We start from the raw sequence: 18887 nt of genomic DNA, 5'->3' as shown, positions 1-18887 counted from the left end.
GGTGGCGCTGATGAGCACGCGGCTGCCGGTGGCGTTGCGAGGCTACGACCGGACACAGGTGGACGGCCTTCTCGAACGGATCTCAGGCGCGCTGAACGGCGGGCCGCCGATGTCCGCCGACGAGGTGCGCACGGCGCGCTTCGACGTCGTCCTGCGCGGATACGACCGCCGCGCGGTGGACGACCTGGTGCGCGAGTGCATCAGGGAGCTGGAGACGAAGGCGCCGATCGCCGAGCGTCCCGGCCGGCCCCGGGCGAACCCCGCATGGCTGATCAACTGGATCCAGAACGCCCGGTTCGCCGGCTCGGGCGTGCGCCCCGGCTACGACGTCCGGGACGTCGACGCGTTCCTCGACCGCGTCATCTCCGGGCTGCGCGGCGCGGCCCCGCCGGTGTCGGCGCGCGACGTCCGCGAGAGCGCCTTCCGCGTCGTCCGCCTGGGCCCCGGCTACGACGAGCAGGAGGTCGACCGCTTCCTCACCCAGCTCGCCGGTGCCCTCGAAGGCCGCTGAGAACGATCACGGTCGCGGAGTTATCCACATTTTCGCCGCGGGGTGGTGACCGCCGCCGGAGCCCAGCAGGCTTCGGGGCATGGACGACTTCGACGCGCAGCGCCGGCGGCTGAGGACCTTCCTCGGCCTCCTGTTCACCCCCGAGATCATCTCGGTCCTGCTGTCCCTGGCGCGGCCCGCGGTGCGGCTCGGAGCCGGCGCCGGCGTGCCGGTCCGGCTGGGCGGTGTCCCGCTGCTGCCCGGCGCCGCCGCCTGGCCCGCCTGGCGGGGCCGTCCGCTCGACTTCCTCGGCGCCGTCGACTTCACCGAACTCGCCGTCTTCGGGGCGATCCCGGGCCTTCCGCGGGGCGGCAGGGCCGCCTTCTACTACGCGAGCGAGATCCCGCGGCCATGGGGCGACGCGTCCGGGCAGCGGGACGGCTGGCGGGTGTTCACCGGCGACCTGCATCCCGCCGAGCCGCCGCCCGGCGCCCTGTCCTATCCACCGACCGAACTCGGCGCCGCCCCGTTCCTGTCCCTGCCCTCGCCGCAGGAGATGGTCGTGCAGCGGCTGGAGCGCGTCCATCGCGGCTTCCTTGCCGAGTACGAGCAGCTGCACGCGGTCTGGTCCCGGCACGTCACGTCCGAGGCGCCCGCGCATCAGCTGGGAGGCTGGCCCGACCTCGTCCAGCGGCCGATCGGCCCCGACTGCCTGTACGCCTCCACGGGCCGTCCGCTCGACGGCCTCGACGCGCCGGAGCTGTCGGAGGACGAGCTGACAGCCGCCGACGGCTGGCGCCTCCTGCTCCAGCTCGACTCCGACCACCGCCTCGGCTGGTACTGGGGAGACCCCGGCCGCGTCTACTTCTGCTCCCGCCGGAGCGACCCGTTGGAGCGAGCGTGGCTGACCGTCCAAGCGACCTGACGTCTGGAGGGACCATGCGCATCCTGGACCCTCGTAACCGCCCGTGGTGGACGATCAGTGACGCAGCCGGGCGACGAACACGTAGGCGGCGCAGACCACGGCCGACCAGAGGGCCAGGTGCAGGACCAGGCCGGGGAAGTCCGCGACGAAGCGGCCCGGGCCGTCGTGCGCCACCCGCAACCACTCGATCATCGGGACCGAGAGGAAGGACAACCGGCCGAGACCCAGCAGGAGGACCGCGGTGACCCCGCCGAGCAACGCCAGCAGCGACACCCCCGGGTCGGGGATGAACGCCCGGCTCGTCCAGGCGCCGAGCAGCGTGCCCGCGAGCGCGACCGGCACGCTCAGCGTGCACCCCGCGAGGATCGCCCGTCCCGGCGCACCTGCCTCGAGCCCTTGGAAGACGGGAATGGCCAGCACGATGACGCCCAAGAAAAGGTTCACGGCGTACGCGGCGATCAAGCCCGCCCATGTGGGCGTCCAACGGTGCCGTGCCGCGGTCGCCGACAGCGCGCGCTGCTCGTCGGGCTGCGTGTCCAGCAGGGCCCGCGCCGTCCACGCCCAGATCGGGAACATGAACGCCGCCACATCGCCGAACGTGCCGACGGACAGCTTGACCCGCTCCGGGCCGCCCGGGCCCTGGAAGAGCACGAGCACCATGACCAGCGCCACGACGATCACTGGATGCAGGACGCGCAGCGAACGCACGTACCCCTCGACCTGGAACCGCGCGAGCGCGATCACCGTTCCCACCTCGCACGTTCGTTCCGGCCCCGGCCCGCCGCCCAGCGCCGACCAGGGCACCACGCTTCTTCGCGAACGATGTGCGGCCTCTCGGAGGCGCCTTGCCGGCCGCCGCCCCGACACGCTTCGCCCCCTGCGCGGGACATGACGATCAACGGTCTGGCCTCCGCACGGTGTAGCCGTCGGCGCGGAGCTTGGTCTCCACGGTGTCGGCGTCGGACTCGGGCACCAGGACCTCGAGAGCCGTCAGCCTCGGCGCGTCCGGCTCCTCACCGGCGGCCAGGCTTGTCACCGTGCCGCCCGCGACCTGGAGCCGGTCGATGCCCGGCAGTGATTCGATGCAGCGCTGGTGGTCGCTGATGACCACGGTGGCGCCGTCGGCGGCGAGGCCGGCGATCAGCCCCGGCAGGGTGTCGCGGGTTGCCGCGTCCAACCCGGCGAACGGTTCGTCGAGGATGAGGAGTCCCGGGTCGTCCATGAGCGCCTGGGCGAGACCGACCTTCTGCGCACTGCCCTTGGACAGCTCCGGCAGCCGCACGTCGAGGAGGTGATCGAAGGCCAGACGCTCGGCCCACGCCCCGATCGCGTCGTCGGGCACCCGCCTGACAGCGGCCATATGGCCGAGGTACGAGCGGACGGTGAACGGCTGGTCCACCGGGAAACGCTCGGGCGCGTACCCGACGCGGCTCGGCCTTTCCCGGACCGAGCCCCTGCCGGGCGCGCGCAGGCCGGCGATGAGGCGGAGAAGGGTGGACTTTCCCGCGCCGTTCCGTCCCGTGACCTCGGTGACGCTGCCGGGTGGGAGAGAGAGCGTGACGTCCCTCAGCACCCAAGGGGCCCTCCGGTGGTAGCGGAAGGCGACGTCGTCGAGCCGCATAGGAAACGAAGGGTAGCGGCGAAAACCTAAGGGGGCCGTTAGGGAGGAGGCTGCGAGCGCAGGCGGAGGGCGGCAGAATGCCGCGCATGGCTGACTCGGCGTCCGGCAAGCCCTGCGTCTTCTGCGAGATCGTGAAGGGGGAGCGTCCCGCGCACATCGTCCTCGACGCCCCGGACGCGCTCGCGTTCCTCGACACCAGGCCGCTCTTCAAGGGGCACACGCTGCTGGTGCCGCGGGCGCACGTCGAGACGCTGCCGGACCTGCCCGCCGACCTCGTCGGCCCGTACTTCCAGCACGCACAGCGGCTCGCAGCGGCCATGGAGTCGGTGCTCGGCGCGGCCGGCTCCTTCGTCGCACTGAACAACCGCATCAGCCAGAGCGTCCCCCACCTGCACGTTCACGTCGTTCCCCGCAACCACAAGGACGGGCTGAGGGGCTTCTTCTGGCCCCGGCACAAGTACGACTCCGACGCCGAAGCCGCCGACTACGCCGCTCGCCTGTCCACAGCCCTCACCGACCAGACCTGAACCCGCCCCACCGCCTCGTCCGGAAAGGCGACCCGCCGGACCGGCGATGCGCAGCCAACCCGCTCACCTGGCCGACCCCGCGCACCCGTCGAGACGGCGCACCCGTCGAGACGGCGCACCCGTCGAGACGGCGAACCCGCGTGCGCTGGAGCCGCCGGTTCCGCCCACCCAAGGATCTCACCGAGCCAGTGGTCTACCGGAGCCGGTGACTTCGCCGACCACTGAGCCCACCGAGCGGGTGCCCCTGCCGAAGCAAGGGGGTTGGCGAGCGGTGACTCTGCCGTGGCAGGAAGCCTGCTGAGCCGGTGCGTCTGCCGAGCTGGGGGAGCTTGTTGAGCTGGGGGTCTGCCGTGGCAGGAAGCCTGCTGAGCCCGGTGGGCCTGCTGAGCTGGGGGGCTTGTTGAGCTGGGGGGTCTTGCCGAGCTGGGGGCCTGGCAAGCGGGTGAGTCTGCCGTGGCAGGAAGCCTGGTGAGCCGGTGCGTCTGCCGAGCTGGAGGTCTGCCAGTTGGGTGTCTGTCGAGCGGTGAGCCTGCTGAGCCGGGGGCCTGTCGAGCGGGTGGGTCCTGTCGAGGGGGTGGACCTGCCGAGCGGTGAGCCTGCCGTGGCAGGTGGCCTGCTGAGTTGAGGGCGTGTCGAGCGGGTGAGGCTGCTGAGCCGGGGGCTTGTCGAGCGGGTGAGTCGGACGTTGGCAAGGAGTCTGTCGAGCGGGGGAGTCTGCCGTAACAGGGAGCCTGCTGAACCGGGGGCTGTCGACCTGGGGGCTGCCGGGCGGTGAACCTGCCGAGGCAGGTGGCCAGCTGAGCGGGGGCCTATTGAGCGGGTGAGTCGGCTGAGTTGGGGTTGCCGAGTGGGTGAGTCGGTCGTTGGCAGGGAGGCTGTCGAGCGGGGGAGTCTGCTGTGGCAGGGAGCTTGCGGAGCCGGTGGGCGGTCGGCCGGGGGCTTGCTGAATGGGTGAGTCTGCTGTGGCGAGGGCCTGCTGAGCGGGGGTTGCTGTGGCAGGGGGCTGCGGGGTCGGTTCTTTCGCGTAGCGGGTCCGCTTGGCGGGTTGGTGGTTCTGGTGGCGCGGTGATCGGGTTTGGGGCGGAGCCGGTGGTTCGAGGCAGGGGCTTCGCTGCGTTGGTGGTTGCGGCGGGGCGGCGATCTGGTGTGGAGCCGGGGTGGTGATTTCGGCGAAGCGGGGGGCTCTGCCGGACCAGGGATTCCGAGGTGGTGGCCTTGGAGTCAGGGCGATGGGGGAGTGGTGCCCCCGCCAGGGGTGGCGGGGGCGGGTGGGAGTCAGGTCAAGGCTAGGAGGAGGGCTATGTAGGGTTCGGTCGCCCTGGGGTCCGGGGGCGGGTCGGGGGCGGCGGCGCGGAGGGCGGCGGCGTGCTCGTAGAGGTCGCGTTCCGCGCGGTCGAGGACGGTGGACAGGACGTAGTCGGCGACGCTCCAGCCGATCAGATCGGCGGCCTTGCGGATGGCGAGGAGCTGCTCGGCGGACGCGCTCAGGGCTATGTGGTCGGTTCCGGGGGCGGGAACGTCCGGGCGGACCGACTCAGACATGGCCGGTCTCCTTCCTTACGGCATCTCAAAGTACGCCGCGAGGGGTTGCCGGGACATCCTCAATCGGGACGAGAATCGACGGATGGCGGGCGAAGGCGGACGGCGGCGCGCGGCCTCAGCGGGTCCCCCACGAGTAGGTCTGTTTCCGCAGCTTGAGGTAGACGAAGCTTTCGGTGGAGACGACGCCCGGGACGGCGCGGATCCGGCCGAGCAGCTCCAGGAGGCGCTCGTCGTCCTCGCAGACCAGTTCGAGCAGGATGTCGAACGAGCCGGCGGCGATGACGACGTAGTCGATCTCGTCGAGGGCGGCGAGCTCGTCGGCGATCGTCTCCAGGTCGCCCTCGCAGTTCACGCCGATCATCATCTGCCGGGAGAAGCCGAGCATCAGCGGGTCGGTCACGCCGACGATCTGCATGACGCCGGTGTCGAGGAGCTTCTGCACGCGCTGGCGGACCGCGGCCTCGGAGAGGCCGACGGCCTTGCCGATGGCGGCGTAGGAGCGGCGGCCGTCCTGCTGGAGCTGCTCGATGATCCGCTTGGCGGTCTCGTCGAGAGGCACGGGAGACCGGGCGGACCCCCGGCGGGCGGGAGGGCGCTCCTCCGTCATCGTTCGTACTCCTAGCTGCGGCATCGAGAGTGTGAGGCGGTCGGTCCAAGTGAATCAGTCGTGAAACTGGATCGTAACAACGGAATCACTTGTATTGGGCTGGAACCTCTGTCAGGGTCAGGCCAACGGGACAGTTCGGGCGGCGGCGCCCAGGAAGGATCGAGATGAGCGGCGAACGGCTGCGCAACTTTATCGGTGGCGAGTACACCGACGCCAAGGACGGGCGGACGCTGGAGGTGGTCGACCCCAGCACCGGCGAAGCGTACGCGGAGGCGCCGGTGTCCGGCGCCGAGGACGTCGACGCCGCGTTCCGCGCCGCCGCGGAGGCGTTCCCCGCCTGGCGGGACGCGACGCCCGGCGAGCGCAGCCTGGCGATGCTGCGGTTCGCCGACGCGGTCGAGGCCCGGGGACGCGAGCTGGTCGAGGCGGAGAGCCGCGACACCGGCAAGCCCGTGCAGCTCACCATGGAGGAGGAGCTGCCGCCGATGGTGGACAACCTCCGGTTCTTCGCGGGCGCGTCCCGAGTCCTGGAGGGCAAGGCCACCGGCGAGTACCTGGCGGACCACACCTCGTCCATCCGGCGGGAGCCGATCGGGGTCTGCGCGCAGGTGACGCCGTGGAACTACCCGATGATGATGGCGGTCTGGAAGATCGGGCCGGCGCTGGCGACGGGCAACACCGTGGTGCTCAAGCCGTCCGAGACGACCCCGGTCAGCACGCTGATGCTGGCGGAGATCGCCGCGGAGTTCCTCCCGCCCGGCGTGTTCAACGTGATCTGCGGTGACCGCGGGACCGGCCGCGCGCTGGTGGAGCACCCGACCCCGCAGATGGTGTCGATCACCGGCAGTGTGCGGGCGGGCATGGAGGTCGCCGCGTCCGCCGCGAAGGACCTCAAGAAGGTCCACCTGGAGCTCGGCGGGAAGGCGCCCGTCGTGGTGTTCGACGACGCGGACGTGGAGTCGGCGGCGCAGGGCATCGCGGAGGCCGGCTACTTCAACGCCGGGCAGGACTGCACCGCGGCGACGCGGGTGCTGGTCGCGGACCGGCTGCACGACGAGTTCACCGCGGCGCTCACCGAGGCGGCGCGCGGCACCGTCGTGGGCCCGCCGAGCAACACCGACGCCTTCTACGGCCCGGTGAACAGCGCCGCGCAACTGGAGCGCGTCCAGGGCTTCATCGACCGGGTTCCGGGGCACGCGGAGGTGCTGACCGGCGGAACGCGGTCCGGGGACACCGGCTTCTTCTTCGAGCCCACGGTCGTCGGCGGGCTCCGCCAGGACGACGAGATCGTGCAGAACGAGGTGTTCGGCCCGGTCATCACCGTCCAGCGCTTCTCCGACGAGGCGCAGGCGATCGAGTGGGCCAACGGCGTGCGCTACGGGCTCGCGGCCAGCGTGTGGACGCAGAACCACGGGCGCGCGATGCGCATGAGCAAGGCACTGGACTTCGGGGCGGTGTGGGTGAACACCCACATCCCGTTCGTCTCGGAGATGCCGCACGGGGGCTTCAAGCACTCCGGCTACGGCAAGGACATGTCGATGTACGGAATCGAGGACTACACCCGCGTCAAGCACGTCATGCACTACATCGGCGCCTGAGGGACGTACCGCGGCGGTCCGCGGGCCGGTGCCCGTCACCTGGACGGGCACCGGCCGGCGCGGGGGCGCCGCCGTGGTGGTCGGGCGCCACGAGCTCGTGAAGGAAACCCCTGCCCATGACCGAAACCCAGCCCGCCCCGGCGCGCGACGACCCGGATCGCGCAGTTCCCGCCATCGAGCTCACGGGAGTCGAGAAGACCTACCATGCGTACGGTGAGGCCGTCGCCGCGGTCCGCGGCGTGGACCTGACGATCGCGCAGGGGGAGTTCTTCTCCCTGCTCGGCCCGTCCGGCTGCGGCAAGACCACCACCATGCGCATGATCGCCGGCTTCGAGGAGCCGACGGCAGGCGAGGTCTACCTGCACGGACGCAGCGTCACCGGCGTGCCCGCCAACCGCCGTGACGTCAACATGGTGTTCCAGTCGTACGCGCTGTTCCCGCACATGAACGTCTTCGACAACGTGGCGTTCGGGTTGCGCCGGCGCGGCGTCGCGAAGGCCGAGACCAAAGCGCGGGTCGGCGAGATGCTGGAGATCGTCGACCTGACGGGGCGGGAGCGGCGCCGTCCCGGGGAGCTGTCGGGCGGACAGCAGCAGCGGGTCGCGCTGGCCCGCGCGCTGGTGAACCGGCCGCGCGCGCTGCTGCTGGACGAGCCGCTCGGCGCCCTGGACCTGAAGCTGCGGCAGGCGATGCAGGTCGAGCTGAAGCGCATCCAGCGGGAGGTCGGCATCACGTTCGTGTACGTGACGCACGACCAGGGCGAGGCGCTGACGATGTCGGACCGGATCGCGGTGATGAACGACGGGCTGATCGACCAGCTCGGCACGCCGCGGGAGATCTACGAGCATCCGGCGACGCGGTTCGTGGCCGGGTTCATCGGGACGTCCAACCTGCTCGGCGGCGAGGTCACCGAGGTGTCGGGGGGCGGCGCGATGATCTCCTACGGGCCGGACGGGCGGATCGAGGTGCCGGTGCGGGACGGGCTGGCGGTCGCGGCGGGGGAGCGGCTGGAGCTGACGGTGCGGCCGGAGAAGATCGGCATCGGGCGGGACAAGCCGGCCGACGACCTGTGCCGCGTGCGCGGCACGGTCACGGAGGTCGTCTACCTGGGGACCTCGACGAACTACAACATCATCACCTCCACCGGCGCCGACGTGGTCGTGTTCCTGCAGAACGCCACGAACGCCGACGACATCGCCGTTCGCGGGGACGGCGTCTGGCTGTCGTGGGACCCGCGCCACTCGTACGCCATAGGAGCCCCCCAGTGACGAACATCGACCCCGCGTTCCTGCGCGGACTGACCCGCCCGCGCCTGGCACGGTCCACCGCGTCCCGCCGGGACGTCCTGCGGCTGATGGGCGCGGCGGGCGCGGGCCTCGCCCTGTCGGCCTGCGGCGTGAAGGGGCAGGGCGGCAAGGAGAAGGTCACCCAGACCGACGTGCAGAAGTACTGGTCGGGCAAGGCCAGGACCGGCAAGCTCAGCTGGGCGAACTGGCCGGGCTACATGGAGGACGACCACTCGACCATCAAGGCCTTCGAGAAGGCCACCGGTATCAAGGTGGACTACAAGGAGGTCATCCAGGAGATGGGGCCCTGGTTCGGCAAGATCCAGGCCCCGCTGGCGGCGGGCCAGTCCATCGGGTTCGACCTGATGGTGATGACGAACGGGATCCAGCTGGAGCAGGCGCGGCAACTCGGCTACCTCGCGCCCCTGGACCAGTCGCGGCTGAAGAACTTCCAGGCCAACGCCGGTGCGACGTTCAAAAACCCGTCGTACGACCCGGGCAACGCGTTCACGATCCCCTACGAGTCGGGCATCACCGGGATCGCGTACAACACCAAGTACGTCAAGGAGGAGATCACCAGCATCGCGCAGCTGTTCGACCCGAAGTACAAGGGACGGGTCGGCATGATGGGCGACTCGCAGGAGCTCGGGAACTTCGGGATGTTCCTGCTCGGCATCGACCCGGAGAAGTCGACGCAGGCCGACTGGGAGAAGGCGGCGGCGAAGCTCCGCGAGCAGCGCGACAAGGGGATCGTCCGCAAGTACTACAACCAGGACTACGTCGACGCCGTCAGCAAGGGCGACGTGTGGATGACGATGGCGTGGTCGGGTGACGTGTACAGCATGACCAGTCCGGACGTGCGGTTCGCCATCCCGAAGGAGGGCGGCACCATCTGGACGGACAACATGTGCATCCCGAAGACCGCGGGCAGCCCGGTGGACGCGATCACGCTGATGGACTGGCTGTACGTCCCGGAGAACAACGCGCCGCTGACCGAGTTCGTCAACTACATCACGCCCGTGCCAGGCGTGAAGCAGGTCGTCGCGGCGGACGCGGCGAAGGCGACGGGCGGCGAGAAGAAGGACCTGGAGCGGCTCAGCACGAGCCCGCTGGTGTTCCCGTCTGAGGCGGACATGCAGCGGCTGCGGCGCTACCGGCGGCTCACGCAGGCGGAGGAGACGCAGTACCAGAAGATCTTCGAGCCGATCGCCAAGGGTTCGTGATGGCCCGGCGGCCGCGGGGCGGCGCGCTCGCGCCGTACCTGATGATCCTGCCGAGCGGGCTGTGGATGCTGGCGTTCTTCATCGTCCCGATCGTGCTGATGGTGTCGCTGTCGCTGCAGACGGGGAACCTCATCGACGGCTTCCGGCAGACGTTCCACTGGCAGAACTACACCGACGGCCTCAGCACCTACGGCGACAAGGTGGTGCGGTCGCTGTGGTACGGCCTGATCGCGACCGTTCTGTGCATCGCGCTCGCGTATCCGGCCGCGTACTGGATCGCCTTCCGCGGCGGGCGCCACAAGTCGACGTACCTGTTCCTGCTGCTGCTTCCGTACTTCGTGTCGTTCGTCCTGCGGACGGTGTCGTGGAAGCTGATGCTGACCGACAACGGGCCGATCCTCGGTCCGCTGCGGAACCACGGCCTCCTGCCGAACGGTTTCCACGTGCTGGACACGGGCGTCGCCGTGGTGTCGGGGCTGACGTACAACTTCCTGCCGTTCATGGTGCTGCCGATCTACGTGGCGCTGGAGCGGATCGACGAGCGCGTCGTCGAGGCGGCGTACGACCTGTACGCGAGCCGCGCGCAGGCGTTCGCCCGGGTGGTGCTGCCGCTGTCGCTGCCCGGCGTGTTCGCCGGCGTCATCATGACGTTCGTGCCGGTGTCGTCGGACTACGTCAACGCCGAGGTGCTGGGCGGCCCGCAGAACACGATGATCGGCAACGTGATCCAGACGGAGTACTTCGACAACAGCGCCTACCCGGTCGCGTCGGCGCTGTCGTTCTCGCTGATGGCGATCCTGCTGGTCGGCATCTTCGTGTACGCGCGCTCGCTCGGCACGCAGGACGTTCTGGAGGCGGCGGGACGATGACGACGATCGCACCCACCGCGGCGCCGCGCCCCGCGCCGCCGCGCCGCCGCCGCCGGATCGCCGGCCTGCACCTCTACACGCTGCTGCTGATCGCGTGGCTGATCCTGCCGATCGCCATCATGATCATGTTCGGCTTCAACGACACGCACAGCAAGCAGAACTTCCAGTGGCAGGGCTTCACGCTCAAGTGGTACGTCCACCTGTTCGACAAGGAGGACCTGACCACCGCGGTCATCAACTCCCTGACGATCGCGCTGCTCAGCACCGCCATCACCACGGTGATCGGGACGTTCGCCGGGATCGCGCTCGGCCGGCACCGGTTCCGCGGCAAGGGCGTGACGAACCTGGTGCTGTTCATGGCGATCTCCTGCCCGGAGATCGTGATGGGCGCGTCGCTGCTGTCCATGTTCGTCACGTTCAACCTGCCGCGCGGCTACCTGACGATCCTGCTCGCGCACGTGATGTTCTCGATCGCGTTCGTGGCGGTGACGGTGCGGGCGCGCGTGGTCGGCCTGGACCCGGCGGTCGAGGAGGCGGCGCAGGACCTCGGGGCCGGCCCGTGGACGCGGTTCCGGCTGGTCACGCTGCCGATGATCATGCCGGGCGTGGTGGCGGGCGCGCTGCTGGCGTTCGTGCTGTCCATCGACGACTTCGTGATCACGAACTTCACCAGCGGCTCCACCATCACGTTCCCGCTGTGGATCTACGGCTCGACCCGGACCGGGACGCCGCCGCAGGTCAACGTCATGGGCACGATCATCTTCGCGGTCGGCGTGCTGATCGCGGTGGTGTCGGCGCGGCGCAGCATCCGCGCGGCCCGCTGAGGGCGGGAACGTGCCCGACTCCACGGACGGTTCCGCGAGCGTGCCGGGCGACGCGGCGAAGGCGCCCGGCGACATCGGGAAGGCGCTCGCGGACGCCGAGCCCGTGCCGTACTGGCTCGCCGACGTGGCGCGCCCGGAGCCGGAGCCGCCGCCGGCGGGCGAGCAGTCCTGCGACCTCGCCGTGGTCGGCGGCGGCTACGGCGGCCTGTGGACGGCCCTCCTCGCCAAGGAGCGCGACCCGTCCCTGGACGTGGTCGTGCTGGAGGCGGGACGGGTGGGGTCCGCCGCGTCGGGACGCAACGGCGGGTTCTGCGCGGCGAGCCTCACCCACGGCCTGGAGAACGGCCAGGGACGCTGGCCGGACGACATGCACGAGCTCGAACGGCTCGGATGGGACAACCTGCGCGCCATCGGCGCGACCCTCGCCCGGTACGGCATCGACGCCGAGTGGGAGCCGACCGGGGAGATGACGGTCGCGACGCGGGAGTGGCAGGTCCCGGCGCTGGAACGGGAGGCGGAGAAGGCGTACGAGCTGGGCTGGGAACCGATCCTGCTCGGCCCGGACGCCGTCCGCCGGGAGGTCGCGTCGCCCACGTACCTCGCCGGGCTGTGGGACCGCGACGCGGTCGCCATGGTCCATCCCGCGAAGCTCGCGTTCGGGCTGGCGGAAGCGTGCCGGTCCCTCGGCGTCCGCATCCACGAGAACGCGCGGGTGACCGGGGTGCGCTCGGACGCCCGCAGGCTGCGGCTGAGCGGCGCGCACGGTTCGGTGACGGCCCGGCGCGTCGCCCTCGCCACGGGCGCTTTCCCGCCCCTGCTGCGGCGCATGCGCGGCTTCCTCGTCCCCGTGTACGACTACGCCCTGGTGACCGAGCCGCTGTCCCCGGCGCAGCGCGAGGCGATCGGCTGGAAGCACCGGCAGGGGCTCGGCGACGCCGGCAACCAGTTCCACTATTACCGGCTCACCGCCGACGACCGGATCCTCTGGGGCGGATACGACGCCGTCTACCACTACGGCAACGGAATGCGGCGCGACCTGGAGAACCGCCCCGCCACCTTCGCCGCGCTGGCACGGCATTTCTTCGACACGTTCCCGCAGCTGGAGGGCGTCCGCTTCACGCACGCGTGGGGCGGCGTCATCGACACGTGCAGCCGTTTCTGCGCCTTCTACGGAACGGCCTTCGACCGCAGGCTCGCCTACGCGGCGGGCTATACCGGCCTCGGTGTGGGAGCCACGCGTTTCGGCGCGGACGTCATGCTCGATCTGCTCCGCGTGGGCCTCGCCCCGGGCGAGGAGACCGAGCGGACCCGGCTGGCGATGGTGCGCTCCAAGCCCGTCCCGTTCCCGCCCGAGCCGCTCAGGTACGGCGTCATCGAGCTGACCCGCCGCGAGCTCGCCCGCGCCGACCGCAACGACGGCCGCCGCGGCCTCTGGCTCCGCACCCTGGACCGCCTCGGCCTCGGCTTCGACTCCTGACGGGCCGCGCCGGGCGGCGAGGGTCAGTCCGGAGCCGCGTCGACGGTGCCGAAGACGAACGACGAGACCTCGAGGTAGAGCTGCTCGGGATACGGCACGAAGCGGACCCTCCGGAGCCCCTGCTTCTGCCCCGCGGACTCGATGACGAACTCGCCGTAGCCGAGCGCCCGGCCCGTGTAGGAGCGCTTCAGCTCGATGTTGTCGACCTTCGCCATCGGCATCATCGCGATGTCCCGGTTGAGGACGCCTCGGATCACCATGATGCGGTGCTCGGTGACCAGGAAGAACTGCAGGGACCAGGCCGCGAGGTTCCAGAGCAGGTAGCCGAGGCTGACCAGCCACAGGAGCCAGATCCACGCCAGGCCGATGGTCACCTGGACGGCCGCGCACAGGATGAGGGCGGCGACCGTGGAGACGATCGGCAGCAGGAGGAGGGCGGGGTGCCGGCGCACGGCGATGACCCGTCCCTCGTAGGACATCAAGTACCTGTCGACCATCCGCGTCGTCGTGTCGTCGCGGTGGACCACCATGTCCTGCAGATTCACTGCGGTTTCCCATCGTGTCCGGTGGTCCAACGGTAGCCCAACGCGCGCGGGCCGTGCAGGTACCGCGGGGGTGATCAGGACGGGTCGCCCGGGAACGGCGCATCGGCCTTGTGTCGCGCCGGGCGCGCGGCTGATGATGTTCGGCATGGACGGCGTTGGGGAGCCCGGTAGGCAGCCGCAGGAGGGCCCTGCGGGCGCTCAGGAACCGCCGGGGGAGTTCGCCCACGACGTCATGGGCCGCCCGATCTGGCGGCTGCTGCTGCGCGGCCTCGGCGTGTACCTGCCGGGCTGGCGGACGCCCGAGACGGTGCTGCGGGTGCCGGGCGGCGCGGTCGGGTTCGGCCCGCCCGCGTTCCTGGACGGCGACGCCGGGTTCGGACTCCAGCTCCCGGACCGGCGGAAGGGCCTGGAGCCCGACCGGGAGATCTACGTGCGGGGCCGGGAGAACCCGAGCTTCGGCATCGTCGTGGCGGGTCCGGCGGCGGCGATCGGCAGCCGGGTCGTGGACGCGGAGGTGCTGATGCGGTTCGCGCGGCGGCTGACCTTCGAGGAGCTGTTCGACACCGGCGACGCCGACTCGGTGCCGTACGCGGTGCGCGGCGCGCGCGCGGTGGAGAACGTCGTGTTCCTCGACCGCGCCGCAGGCGTCGGACTGTGCGCAGAGGTCGAACCGGTGACGCGCGCGCTGCACTGCCCGCTGTACGTGCGGATCGGCGGCCCCGCTGAGCGGACCGTCCACGCCTATGCCCCGAACCCCGGCCACGTCCCGAACGGCGCCCAGAGCGCAGACGGGCCCGGCACGAGCCCGGCCTACGGCGCGGACGACCAGGCGGTGAGATCCCACAGCTGATGGGACGGCAGCCGCCGCAGCCGTTCGGTGGCGGACGAGGGGTCCCAGAACACCTCGTCGCTCTCCAGCTCCAGCGACTGCGCGGCGGTCAGCACCGCGCACAGCAGCTCGTCCCGCGTGCGGACGGCCATCAGCGGCCCGATCTGCGCCACCGCGCCCGAGCACTCCGAAAGGGTGCGCAGGAGGGCCTTGAGCGCCTCCTCGTCCTCCGGGGCTCGCGCTGGCTCCACGCCGGGCGGCAGGCCCGGCTCGACGCGGGCCAGGCCGCCGCGCCGGTCCCCGCCGTTGGTGGTGAGGCCGTTCTTCGGCGGCTCGGTGCCGGCCGAGATGAGCAGCGCGCTGAACGCGCCGGCGAGGTCCTCGGCGGCCTGCCCGCCGAGGAAGTAGCGGCGCCGTTCGGGGGAGCCCGGCGCCGTCCCGTCGGTACCCTCGGCCGTGCGGAACCGGACGTTCAGCCGGCTGGCCCGCACGCACCGCTCGTACATCTCGGTGAGGATGTCGTCGAGCTGCCCGTCGCGCGTCCACAGCCGGCCCGTGGCGGTCACGGACGTCCCGCCGGGATGGTCGCGGGGGCGTCCGGTCAGCGCGGCCGTGACGGTGTCGTCGAGCTCGCCCTCGGTGAACTGGAGCAACTCGGTGACGACGTCCTCGACGTCCTCCAGCGTGCGGGTGAGGGTGCGCTGCAGCTCCAGGATCTCCTCGCCGCCGCGCTCCAGCTCGGCGAGCCGGTCCAGCGCGCCCTCCACCTTGCCCTCGACGGCGGCGGCGCCGGCGCCGGTCACCGACCGCACCGACGTCTCGATCTCGGTGAGCTTGCGGCGCAGCGCGGCGAGCGTGATGCGCTGCTGCTCCAGGTCGTGCAGCCGGCCGGCCTGCACGCGCAGGTGCTCGTCGGCCTGGTGGACGCGCCCGGCCAGCTCCTCGACCTGCTCGTGGTTGTGGCGCAGCCGGCCGTCCAGCGCGGGCAGCACGTCCTGCTTGACCCGCGACAGCTCGGCGGTGAGCTGCTCGCCGACCGTGACCAGCACGTTGTTCTGCTTGGTGACCTGCTCGTTCAGCTCGTCGACACGGCGGGTGAACGCGTTGGCCTGGTTGCGGGACTGCCGTCCCGCGTAGAGTTCCAGCGCCCCGACCACGAGGCACAGCACCACCAGGACGACCGTCGTCATGGCACTCCTCGGGCGGGGCGGTTCCTACCGGAATGGGTTTTGATCGCGACCATAACTTACGATCACGCGCGCCGACCGGAACTTACGTAACCGACTGATCTCAGTGACCCTTCGGTCTCATCGGCCCTTCACGCCTCGCCCTTCCTCGCGAAGCGCGTCCGCGCGGTCACGACTCGTCACAGCCCTCGAATTGGGGCACGGTGGTGGTGACTTTCAGGCCCGCGGGATCGAACCATTTGTGCAGCAGCCGCGGCATGGTTCCGTTCTGGTACATCTTGGTGAGCACCTTGTTCACCCTCTCGCAGCCGTCCACGTCGTCCTTGCGCAGCCCGATGCCGTACGGCTCGTCGGAGAACGGCGCGTTGACGATCGTCACCTTGTGGCCCTCCCGGACGGCCTTCGCCGCCAGGCCCGCCAGGATCAGGTCGTCGGTCGAGACGGCGTCGAGGCGGCCCGAGGTCAGGCCGTCCAGGCACGCGGCGTAGCCCTCGTGCTCCCCGACGTCCGCGGGAAGCGCCGCCACGCCCAGCTCGTCGTGGACGCGCGGGTACGACACCGACCCGGCGACCCGGCACAGCCGCTTGCCCGCGAGGCCGTGGACGTTCTTCACGGCGGACGCGTCGGACGCGCGGACGAGGATGTCCTGGTGCGCGACGTAGTACGGGCCCGCGAACGCCACGTCCAGCTTCCGCTCGGGCGTGATGGAGTAGCTCGCGACGACGAGGTCGACCTTGCCCTTCTCGATCAGGCTCTCGCGGGTCTTGGACGTCACCGGCACGAAGCGCAGGTGCGAGCCGGTGACGCCGAGCCGCCGGGCGACCTCCGTGGCGACGTCGATGTCGAAGCCCGCGTAGGTGCCGCCGCTGCGCGACCCGACACCGGGCTGGTCGGTGTTGACGCCGATCGTGAGCTCGCTCTTGTGGACGATCGACGTCTCGCCGGCGTCGGCGATCCCGCAGGCCGCCGCCGACAGCGCGGCCGCTCCGGCGGTCAGCAGCGCCGCCGCCGCACGCAGGGCGTTCCCGTTCCGGCGGATCCCCATGGTCCCCATCCCGCGCCTTCTCATCTCTGCCACCGGTACTCCGCCAGGCGGGGCCGCACGCCGACGAGCGCGAGCGCGACGATGGCGATGCCCGCGACCGGCAGGATCGCGTACCAGCCGCCCGTGCCGTCCTCGCCGTCCTTGACGGCCTGCTGGAACGCCCCCCAGTGGATGCCGATCAGGGTCTGCATGTCCTTGTCGTACCGGGTGAAGTCGGCGGTAGCCGCGCCGCGCGCCGCCGATGCCTGCGCCCTCTGCCCGCCGTCGACCAGCGCGCGCATCCGGTGGTCGTTCTCCTGGACCCTCTGGTAGTCGGCCAGCACCCGCTTCAGCGCGTCCTCGGTGTCCACGGGCCTGGCGAGGTCGTCGACCCGGTTGGCCTCCGTGCCGAGGAAACCGAGGAACGGCGCGCGTCCCTGGTCGACCCGCAGCCCCTTCTGCACGGCGGCGTTGTACTCGTCGAGGTTCCCGGCCTTCAGGTAGAGGACGGTCTGCGACTTCTTCAGGTAGACCTGCTCGTAGGAGTCGGCGCGGGCCGGGTCGAGCAGGAAGCGCGTCTCGTCGGCGTTCGCGCTGTTGCTGATGGCGCGCGCCCGCGACAGCGACAGGATCGGGTCGAAGCCCTGCTCCTTCGCCCTGCGCAGGTCGTCGCCCTGCCCGGCGAGCATCGCGGCGCAGGCGGCGACGAGGACGAGCGCGCCGAGCGTGGCGACGGCCAGCGCCGGGTTCAGCAGCCGCCGGAAGCGGCGGGCCAGGTACGCCTGGAGCCCGAGCAGGACGCCCAGCAGGACGATCCCGGTGACGATGACCCACAGCGCGCCCGACCGGACGTCGGAGCGCTTCTCCTCGTAGGTGTGCCGGACGAGCGTGCCGTTGTCGAGCGTCAGGTTGTACGCCTTGGGCAGCAGGTCGAGCTTCATCATGTCGGTCGCCTGCCGGTACAGGTCCAAGACCTTCTTCGGCGGCTGGCCGGAGGTGCGCCCCGACTGCTGGTCGAGCAGCAGCGCCTGCGAGGCGAGCCGCTCGTAGCGGCCGATGCCGTCCAGCAGGTCGCGGGCGGTGTCGTCCTCGGTGGTCTCGTCGGCGAGCTTCGCGGCCTTCAGCAGCGCGACGCCCGCCCGCTGCCGGTCCTGGTCGTAGCGGGCGAGGGCCTGGTCGCGGCCGCCGCCGGCGGCGGGCCCCGCGAGCAGCGCGTTGGCCAGCTGGGCGTCCATGTCCGACAGCTGGAAGTACATGTCGCCGGTCGCGACGACCTGCGGGCCCGCGTCCTTCCCGATCACCTTCACGCCGTCGCGGGCGTCGGCGATCGCCGCCCACGCCGCCACGAGCAGCGCCACGAGGACCACGGCGACCGCCGCGGTCAGCACCCGGATCCGGCCCGCGACGGTGCGGGGGAGCGCCCGCGCGATGCCCGACGGCTCGCCGGGGGCCGCGCGTCGGAGCCGCCGCTCCGACGGGCGCTCCGGCGGCGGCGCCGTGCCGCCGGCGGCCGGGGCGCCGTTTCCGGCGACACGGCCGGACGGTCCGCCCGGCGGTCCCGCCGGCGCCTGCTGGACGGCCGTCATATCGCCTCGTCTCTGGTCAGCGTGATGGTGGTCCAGGCGCCGACGTGGATGCGGTCGCCCGCGGACACGGGGATCTCCTCGTTCAGCGGGATCGGATCGGTGGAGCCGTTCAGGCAGGTCCGGTTCCGCGAGCCGGGGTCGACGAGCGTCCAGGAGCCGTCCGGCTTGGCCAGCAGCACCGCGTGGACGTGCGAGACGCCCGGGTCCTCCGGCGGCTCGCGCAGGTCGATCTCCGGCGGGGACGGCTGCGCCGAGCTCCGCCGCCCGATCCGGATCTGCCGCCCGGCGAGCGGGATCCGCCGCTCCGGCGCGTACGGCGGGAATGCCAGCGACGCCGAGTCGGGGCCTTCCTCGGCGATGACCGCGTTGTAGTACTCGCGGTCGGCGGCCACCACGGCCGTCCAGCCCGTCGCGTTCGGCGGGAGCGGCGGCGGGGGCGGAGGGGGCGGGGGCGGCCCCGGAGGCCCCGGTGGCGGGGGAAGCGGCCGGTCGGACGTGGGCCTGCCGCCGCCGGTCGCGAAGTCGTAGCCGCAGATCTCGCAGAACCGGTCGGTGCCGGGCTCGCCGCAGTCGGGGCAGCGCCGCTCCCCGGACGGGCCGGACGGCGCCGCGGGCCCCCCGCCGGACGGGGAAGCGGGGGGCGTGGCGGGCGCGCCGATGAGCTCGCCGCAGTCGTCGCAGTAGTCCGCGGACCGCGAGGTGTGTCCGTTGGGGCAGATCGCCATGC

Annotated in this window: 19 protein-coding genes; 10 read left to right on the top strand and 9 right to left on the bottom strand. The window is 71.5% G+C overall.

Annotated features, from left to right (window positions below; all coding sequences use genetic code 11):
- Positions 1 to 10: 10 nt before the first annotated feature.
- Positions 11 to 511, top strand: coding sequence for a DivIVA domain-containing protein (locus tag J4557_RS05665; RefSeq protein ID WP_208265319.1), 501 nt, complete (start codon positions 11 to 13; stop codon positions 509 to 511).
- 79 nt (positions 512 to 590) lie between these two features.
- Positions 591 to 1415 (top strand): DUF1963 domain-containing protein, encoded by an 825-nt coding sequence (locus tag J4557_RS05660; protein ID WP_208265317.1) that lies wholly within the window; start codon positions 591 to 593, stop codon positions 1413 to 1415.
- A 54-nt stretch (positions 1416 to 1469) separates the two neighbouring features.
- Here the strand turns inward: J4557_RS05660 and J4557_RS05655 are convergent, their stop codons facing one another.
- The gene (locus J4557_RS05655) at positions 1470 to 2159 is read right to left on the bottom strand and encodes a hypothetical protein (RefSeq protein ID WP_208265315.1); all 690 of its coding nucleotides are present in this window, start codon (positions 2157 to 2159) and stop codon (positions 1470 to 1472) included.
- 151 nt (positions 2160 to 2310) lie between these two features.
- On the bottom strand, positions 2311 to 3036 hold the full coding sequence (locus J4557_RS05650) for an ATP-binding cassette domain-containing protein (RefSeq protein WP_208265313.1): 726 nt from the start codon (positions 3034 to 3036) through the stop codon (positions 2311 to 2313).
- A gap of 86 nt (positions 3037 to 3122) precedes the next feature.
- Between J4557_RS05650 and J4557_RS05645 the strand changes: the two genes are divergently transcribed.
- Positions 3123 to 3563, top strand: coding sequence for an HIT family protein (locus J4557_RS05645; protein WP_307799440.1), 441 nt, complete (start codon positions 3123 to 3125; stop codon positions 3561 to 3563).
- 1275 nt (positions 3564 to 4838) lie between these two features.
- Here the strand turns inward: J4557_RS05645 and J4557_RS05640 are convergent.
- Both J4557_RS05640 and J4557_RS05635 read right to left on the bottom strand, forming a co-directional pair.
- Positions 4839 to 5105, bottom strand: coding sequence for a type II toxin-antitoxin system TacA family antitoxin (locus tag J4557_RS05640; RefSeq protein WP_208265309.1), 267 nt, complete (start codon positions 5103 to 5105; stop codon positions 4839 to 4841).
- Positions 5106 to 5220: 115 nt separating this feature from the next.
- Positions 5221 to 5712, bottom strand: coding sequence for an Lrp/AsnC family transcriptional regulator (locus J4557_RS05635; protein ID WP_208265307.1), 492 nt, complete (start codon positions 5710 to 5712; stop codon positions 5221 to 5223).
- A 164-nt stretch (positions 5713 to 5876) separates the two neighbouring features.
- On the opposite strand from J4557_RS05635, the gene J4557_RS05630 reads away from it, so the two are divergent.
- The 6 genes from J4557_RS05630 (at position 5877) to J4557_RS05605 (ending at position 12989) form a co-directional block, all read left to right on the top strand.
- The gene (locus tag J4557_RS05630) at positions 5877 to 7310 is read left to right on the top strand and encodes a gamma-aminobutyraldehyde dehydrogenase (protein ID WP_208265305.1); all 1434 of its coding nucleotides are present in this window, start codon (positions 5877 to 5879) and stop codon (positions 7308 to 7310) included.
- A gap of 116 nt (positions 7311 to 7426) precedes the next feature.
- Positions 7427 to 8578, top strand: a complete 1152-nt coding sequence (locus J4557_RS05625; protein ID WP_208265303.1) for an ABC transporter ATP-binding protein — start codon at positions 7427 to 7429, stop codon at positions 8576 to 8578.
- Positions 8575 to 9819, top strand: coding sequence for a polyamine ABC transporter substrate-binding protein (locus J4557_RS05620; RefSeq protein ID WP_307799438.1), 1245 nt, complete (start codon positions 8575 to 8577; stop codon positions 9817 to 9819). Before J4557_RS05625 ends, J4557_RS05620 begins: the two co-directional genes overlap by 4 nt.
- Entirely contained in the window at positions 9819 to 10688 is an 870-nt protein-coding gene (locus J4557_RS05615; RefSeq protein ID WP_208265301.1) for an ABC transporter permease, read from the top strand. The genes J4557_RS05620 and J4557_RS05615 overlap by 1 nt, the downstream gene beginning before the upstream one ends.
- The gene (locus tag J4557_RS05610; protein WP_208265299.1) at positions 10685 to 11512 is read left to right on the top strand and encodes an ABC transporter permease; all 828 of its coding nucleotides are present in this window, start codon (positions 10685 to 10687) and stop codon (positions 11510 to 11512) included. Before J4557_RS05615 ends, J4557_RS05610 begins: the two co-directional genes overlap by 4 nt.
- A gap of 73 nt (positions 11513 to 11585) precedes the next feature.
- The gene (locus tag J4557_RS05605) at positions 11586 to 12989 is read left to right on the top strand and encodes an NAD(P)/FAD-dependent oxidoreductase (protein ID WP_208265488.1); all 1404 of its coding nucleotides are present in this window, start codon (positions 11586 to 11588) and stop codon (positions 12987 to 12989) included.
- A 23-nt stretch (positions 12990 to 13012) separates the two neighbouring features.
- Here J4557_RS05605 and J4557_RS05600 read toward each other — a convergent pair whose 3' ends face one another.
- Complete coding sequence (locus J4557_RS05600; RefSeq protein WP_307799435.1) at positions 13013 to 13534, bottom strand: PH domain-containing protein; 522 nt, start codon at positions 13532 to 13534, stop codon at positions 13013 to 13015.
- A 145-nt stretch (positions 13535 to 13679) separates the two neighbouring features.
- Here J4557_RS05600 and J4557_RS05595 point away from each other — a divergent pair, with 145 nt between their 5' ends.
- Positions 13680 to 14384, top strand: a complete 705-nt coding sequence (locus J4557_RS05595; protein WP_208265296.1) for a hypothetical protein — start codon at positions 13680 to 13682, stop codon at positions 14382 to 14384.
- Here the strand turns inward: J4557_RS05595 and J4557_RS05590 are convergent.
- The 4 genes from J4557_RS05590 to J4557_RS05575 all read right to left on the bottom strand — a co-directional run bounded on the left by J4557_RS05590 (position 14345) and on the right by J4557_RS05575 (position 18885).
- Complete coding sequence (locus J4557_RS05590; protein WP_208265294.1) at positions 14345 to 15553, bottom strand: hypothetical protein; 1209 nt, start codon at positions 15551 to 15553, stop codon at positions 14345 to 14347. The genes J4557_RS05595 and J4557_RS05590 overlap by 40 nt on opposite strands.
- Before the next feature lie 166 nt (positions 15554 to 15719).
- Positions 15720 to 16604: a glutamate ABC transporter substrate-binding protein gene (locus J4557_RS05585; protein ID WP_243775316.1), complete on the bottom strand. Its 885-nt coding sequence runs from the start codon at positions 16602 to 16604 to the stop codon at positions 15720 to 15722.
- Between the two features lie 11 nt (positions 16605 to 16615).
- A complete protein-coding gene (locus J4557_RS05580) occupies positions 16616 to 18160 on the bottom strand; it encodes a GlnX family signal transduction membrane protein (protein ID WP_243775315.1) in 1545 nt (514 codons plus the stop codon).
- Entirely contained in the window at positions 18157 to 18885 is a 729-nt protein-coding gene (locus J4557_RS05575) for an FHA domain-containing protein (protein ID WP_208265292.1), read from the bottom strand. The genes J4557_RS05580 and J4557_RS05575 overlap by 4 nt, the downstream gene beginning before the upstream one ends.
- Positions 18886 to 18887: the final 2 nt, after the last annotated feature.

It is taken from the genome of Actinomadura nitritigenes, assembly GCF_017573545.1.
Classification (GTDB): domain Bacteria; phylum Actinomycetota; class Actinomycetes; order Streptosporangiales; family Streptosporangiaceae; genus Spirillospora; species Spirillospora nitritigenes.
Note: the sequence above shows the minus strand (reverse complement) of the source record. Positions and strands in the feature narration are given on the sequence as shown.

Coding starts and splice junctions, on each gene's coding strand:
- J4557_RS05615 (WP_208265301.1), top strand. CDS start 9,819: ATGGCCCGGCGGCCGCGGGGCGGCGCGCTCGCGCCGTACCTGATGATC.
- J4557_RS05595 (WP_208265296.1), top strand. CDS start 13,680: ATGGACGGCGTTGGGGAGCCCGGTAGGCAGCCGCAGGAGGGCCCTGCG.
- J4557_RS05580 (WP_243775315.1), bottom strand. CDS start 18,160: ATGACGGCCGTCCAGCAGGCGCCGGCGGGACCGCCGGGCGGACCGTCC.
- J4557_RS05665 (WP_208265319.1), top strand. CDS start 11: ATGAGCACGCGGCTGCCGGTGGCGTTGCGAGGCTACGACCGGACACAG.
- J4557_RS05590 (WP_208265294.1), bottom strand. CDS start 15,553: ATGACGACGGTCGTCCTGGTGGTGCTGTGCCTCGTGGTCGGGGCGCTG.
- J4557_RS05640 (WP_208265309.1), bottom strand. CDS start 5,105: ATGTCTGAGTCGGTCCGCCCGGACGTTCCCGCCCCCGGAACCGACCAC.
- J4557_RS05610 (WP_208265299.1), top strand. CDS start 10,685: ATGACGACGATCGCACCCACCGCGGCGCCGCGCCCCGCGCCGCCGCGC.
- J4557_RS05575 (WP_208265292.1), bottom strand. CDS start 18,885: ATGGCGATCTGCCCCAACGGACACACCTCGCGGTCCGCGGACTACTGC.
- J4557_RS05630 (WP_208265305.1), top strand. CDS start 5,877: ATGAGCGGCGAACGGCTGCGCAACTTTATCGGTGGCGAGTACACCGAC.
- J4557_RS05660 (WP_208265317.1), top strand. CDS start 591: ATGGACGACTTCGACGCGCAGCGCCGGCGGCTGAGGACCTTCCTCGGC.
- J4557_RS05650 (WP_208265313.1), bottom strand. CDS start 3,036: ATGCGGCTCGACGACGTCGCCTTCCGCTACCACCGGAGGGCCCCTTGG.
- J4557_RS05645 (WP_307799440.1), top strand. CDS start 3,123: ATGGCTGACTCGGCGTCCGGCAAGCCCTGCGTCTTCTGCGAGATCGTG.
- J4557_RS05625 (WP_208265303.1), top strand. CDS start 7,427: ATGACCGAAACCCAGCCCGCCCCGGCGCGCGACGACCCGGATCGCGCA.
- J4557_RS05635 (WP_208265307.1), bottom strand. CDS start 5,712: ATGACGGAGGAGCGCCCTCCCGCCCGCCGGGGGTCCGCCCGGTCTCCC.
- J4557_RS05585 (WP_243775316.1), bottom strand. CDS start 16,604: ATGGGGACCATGGGGATCCGCCGGAACGGGAACGCCCTGCGTGCGGCG.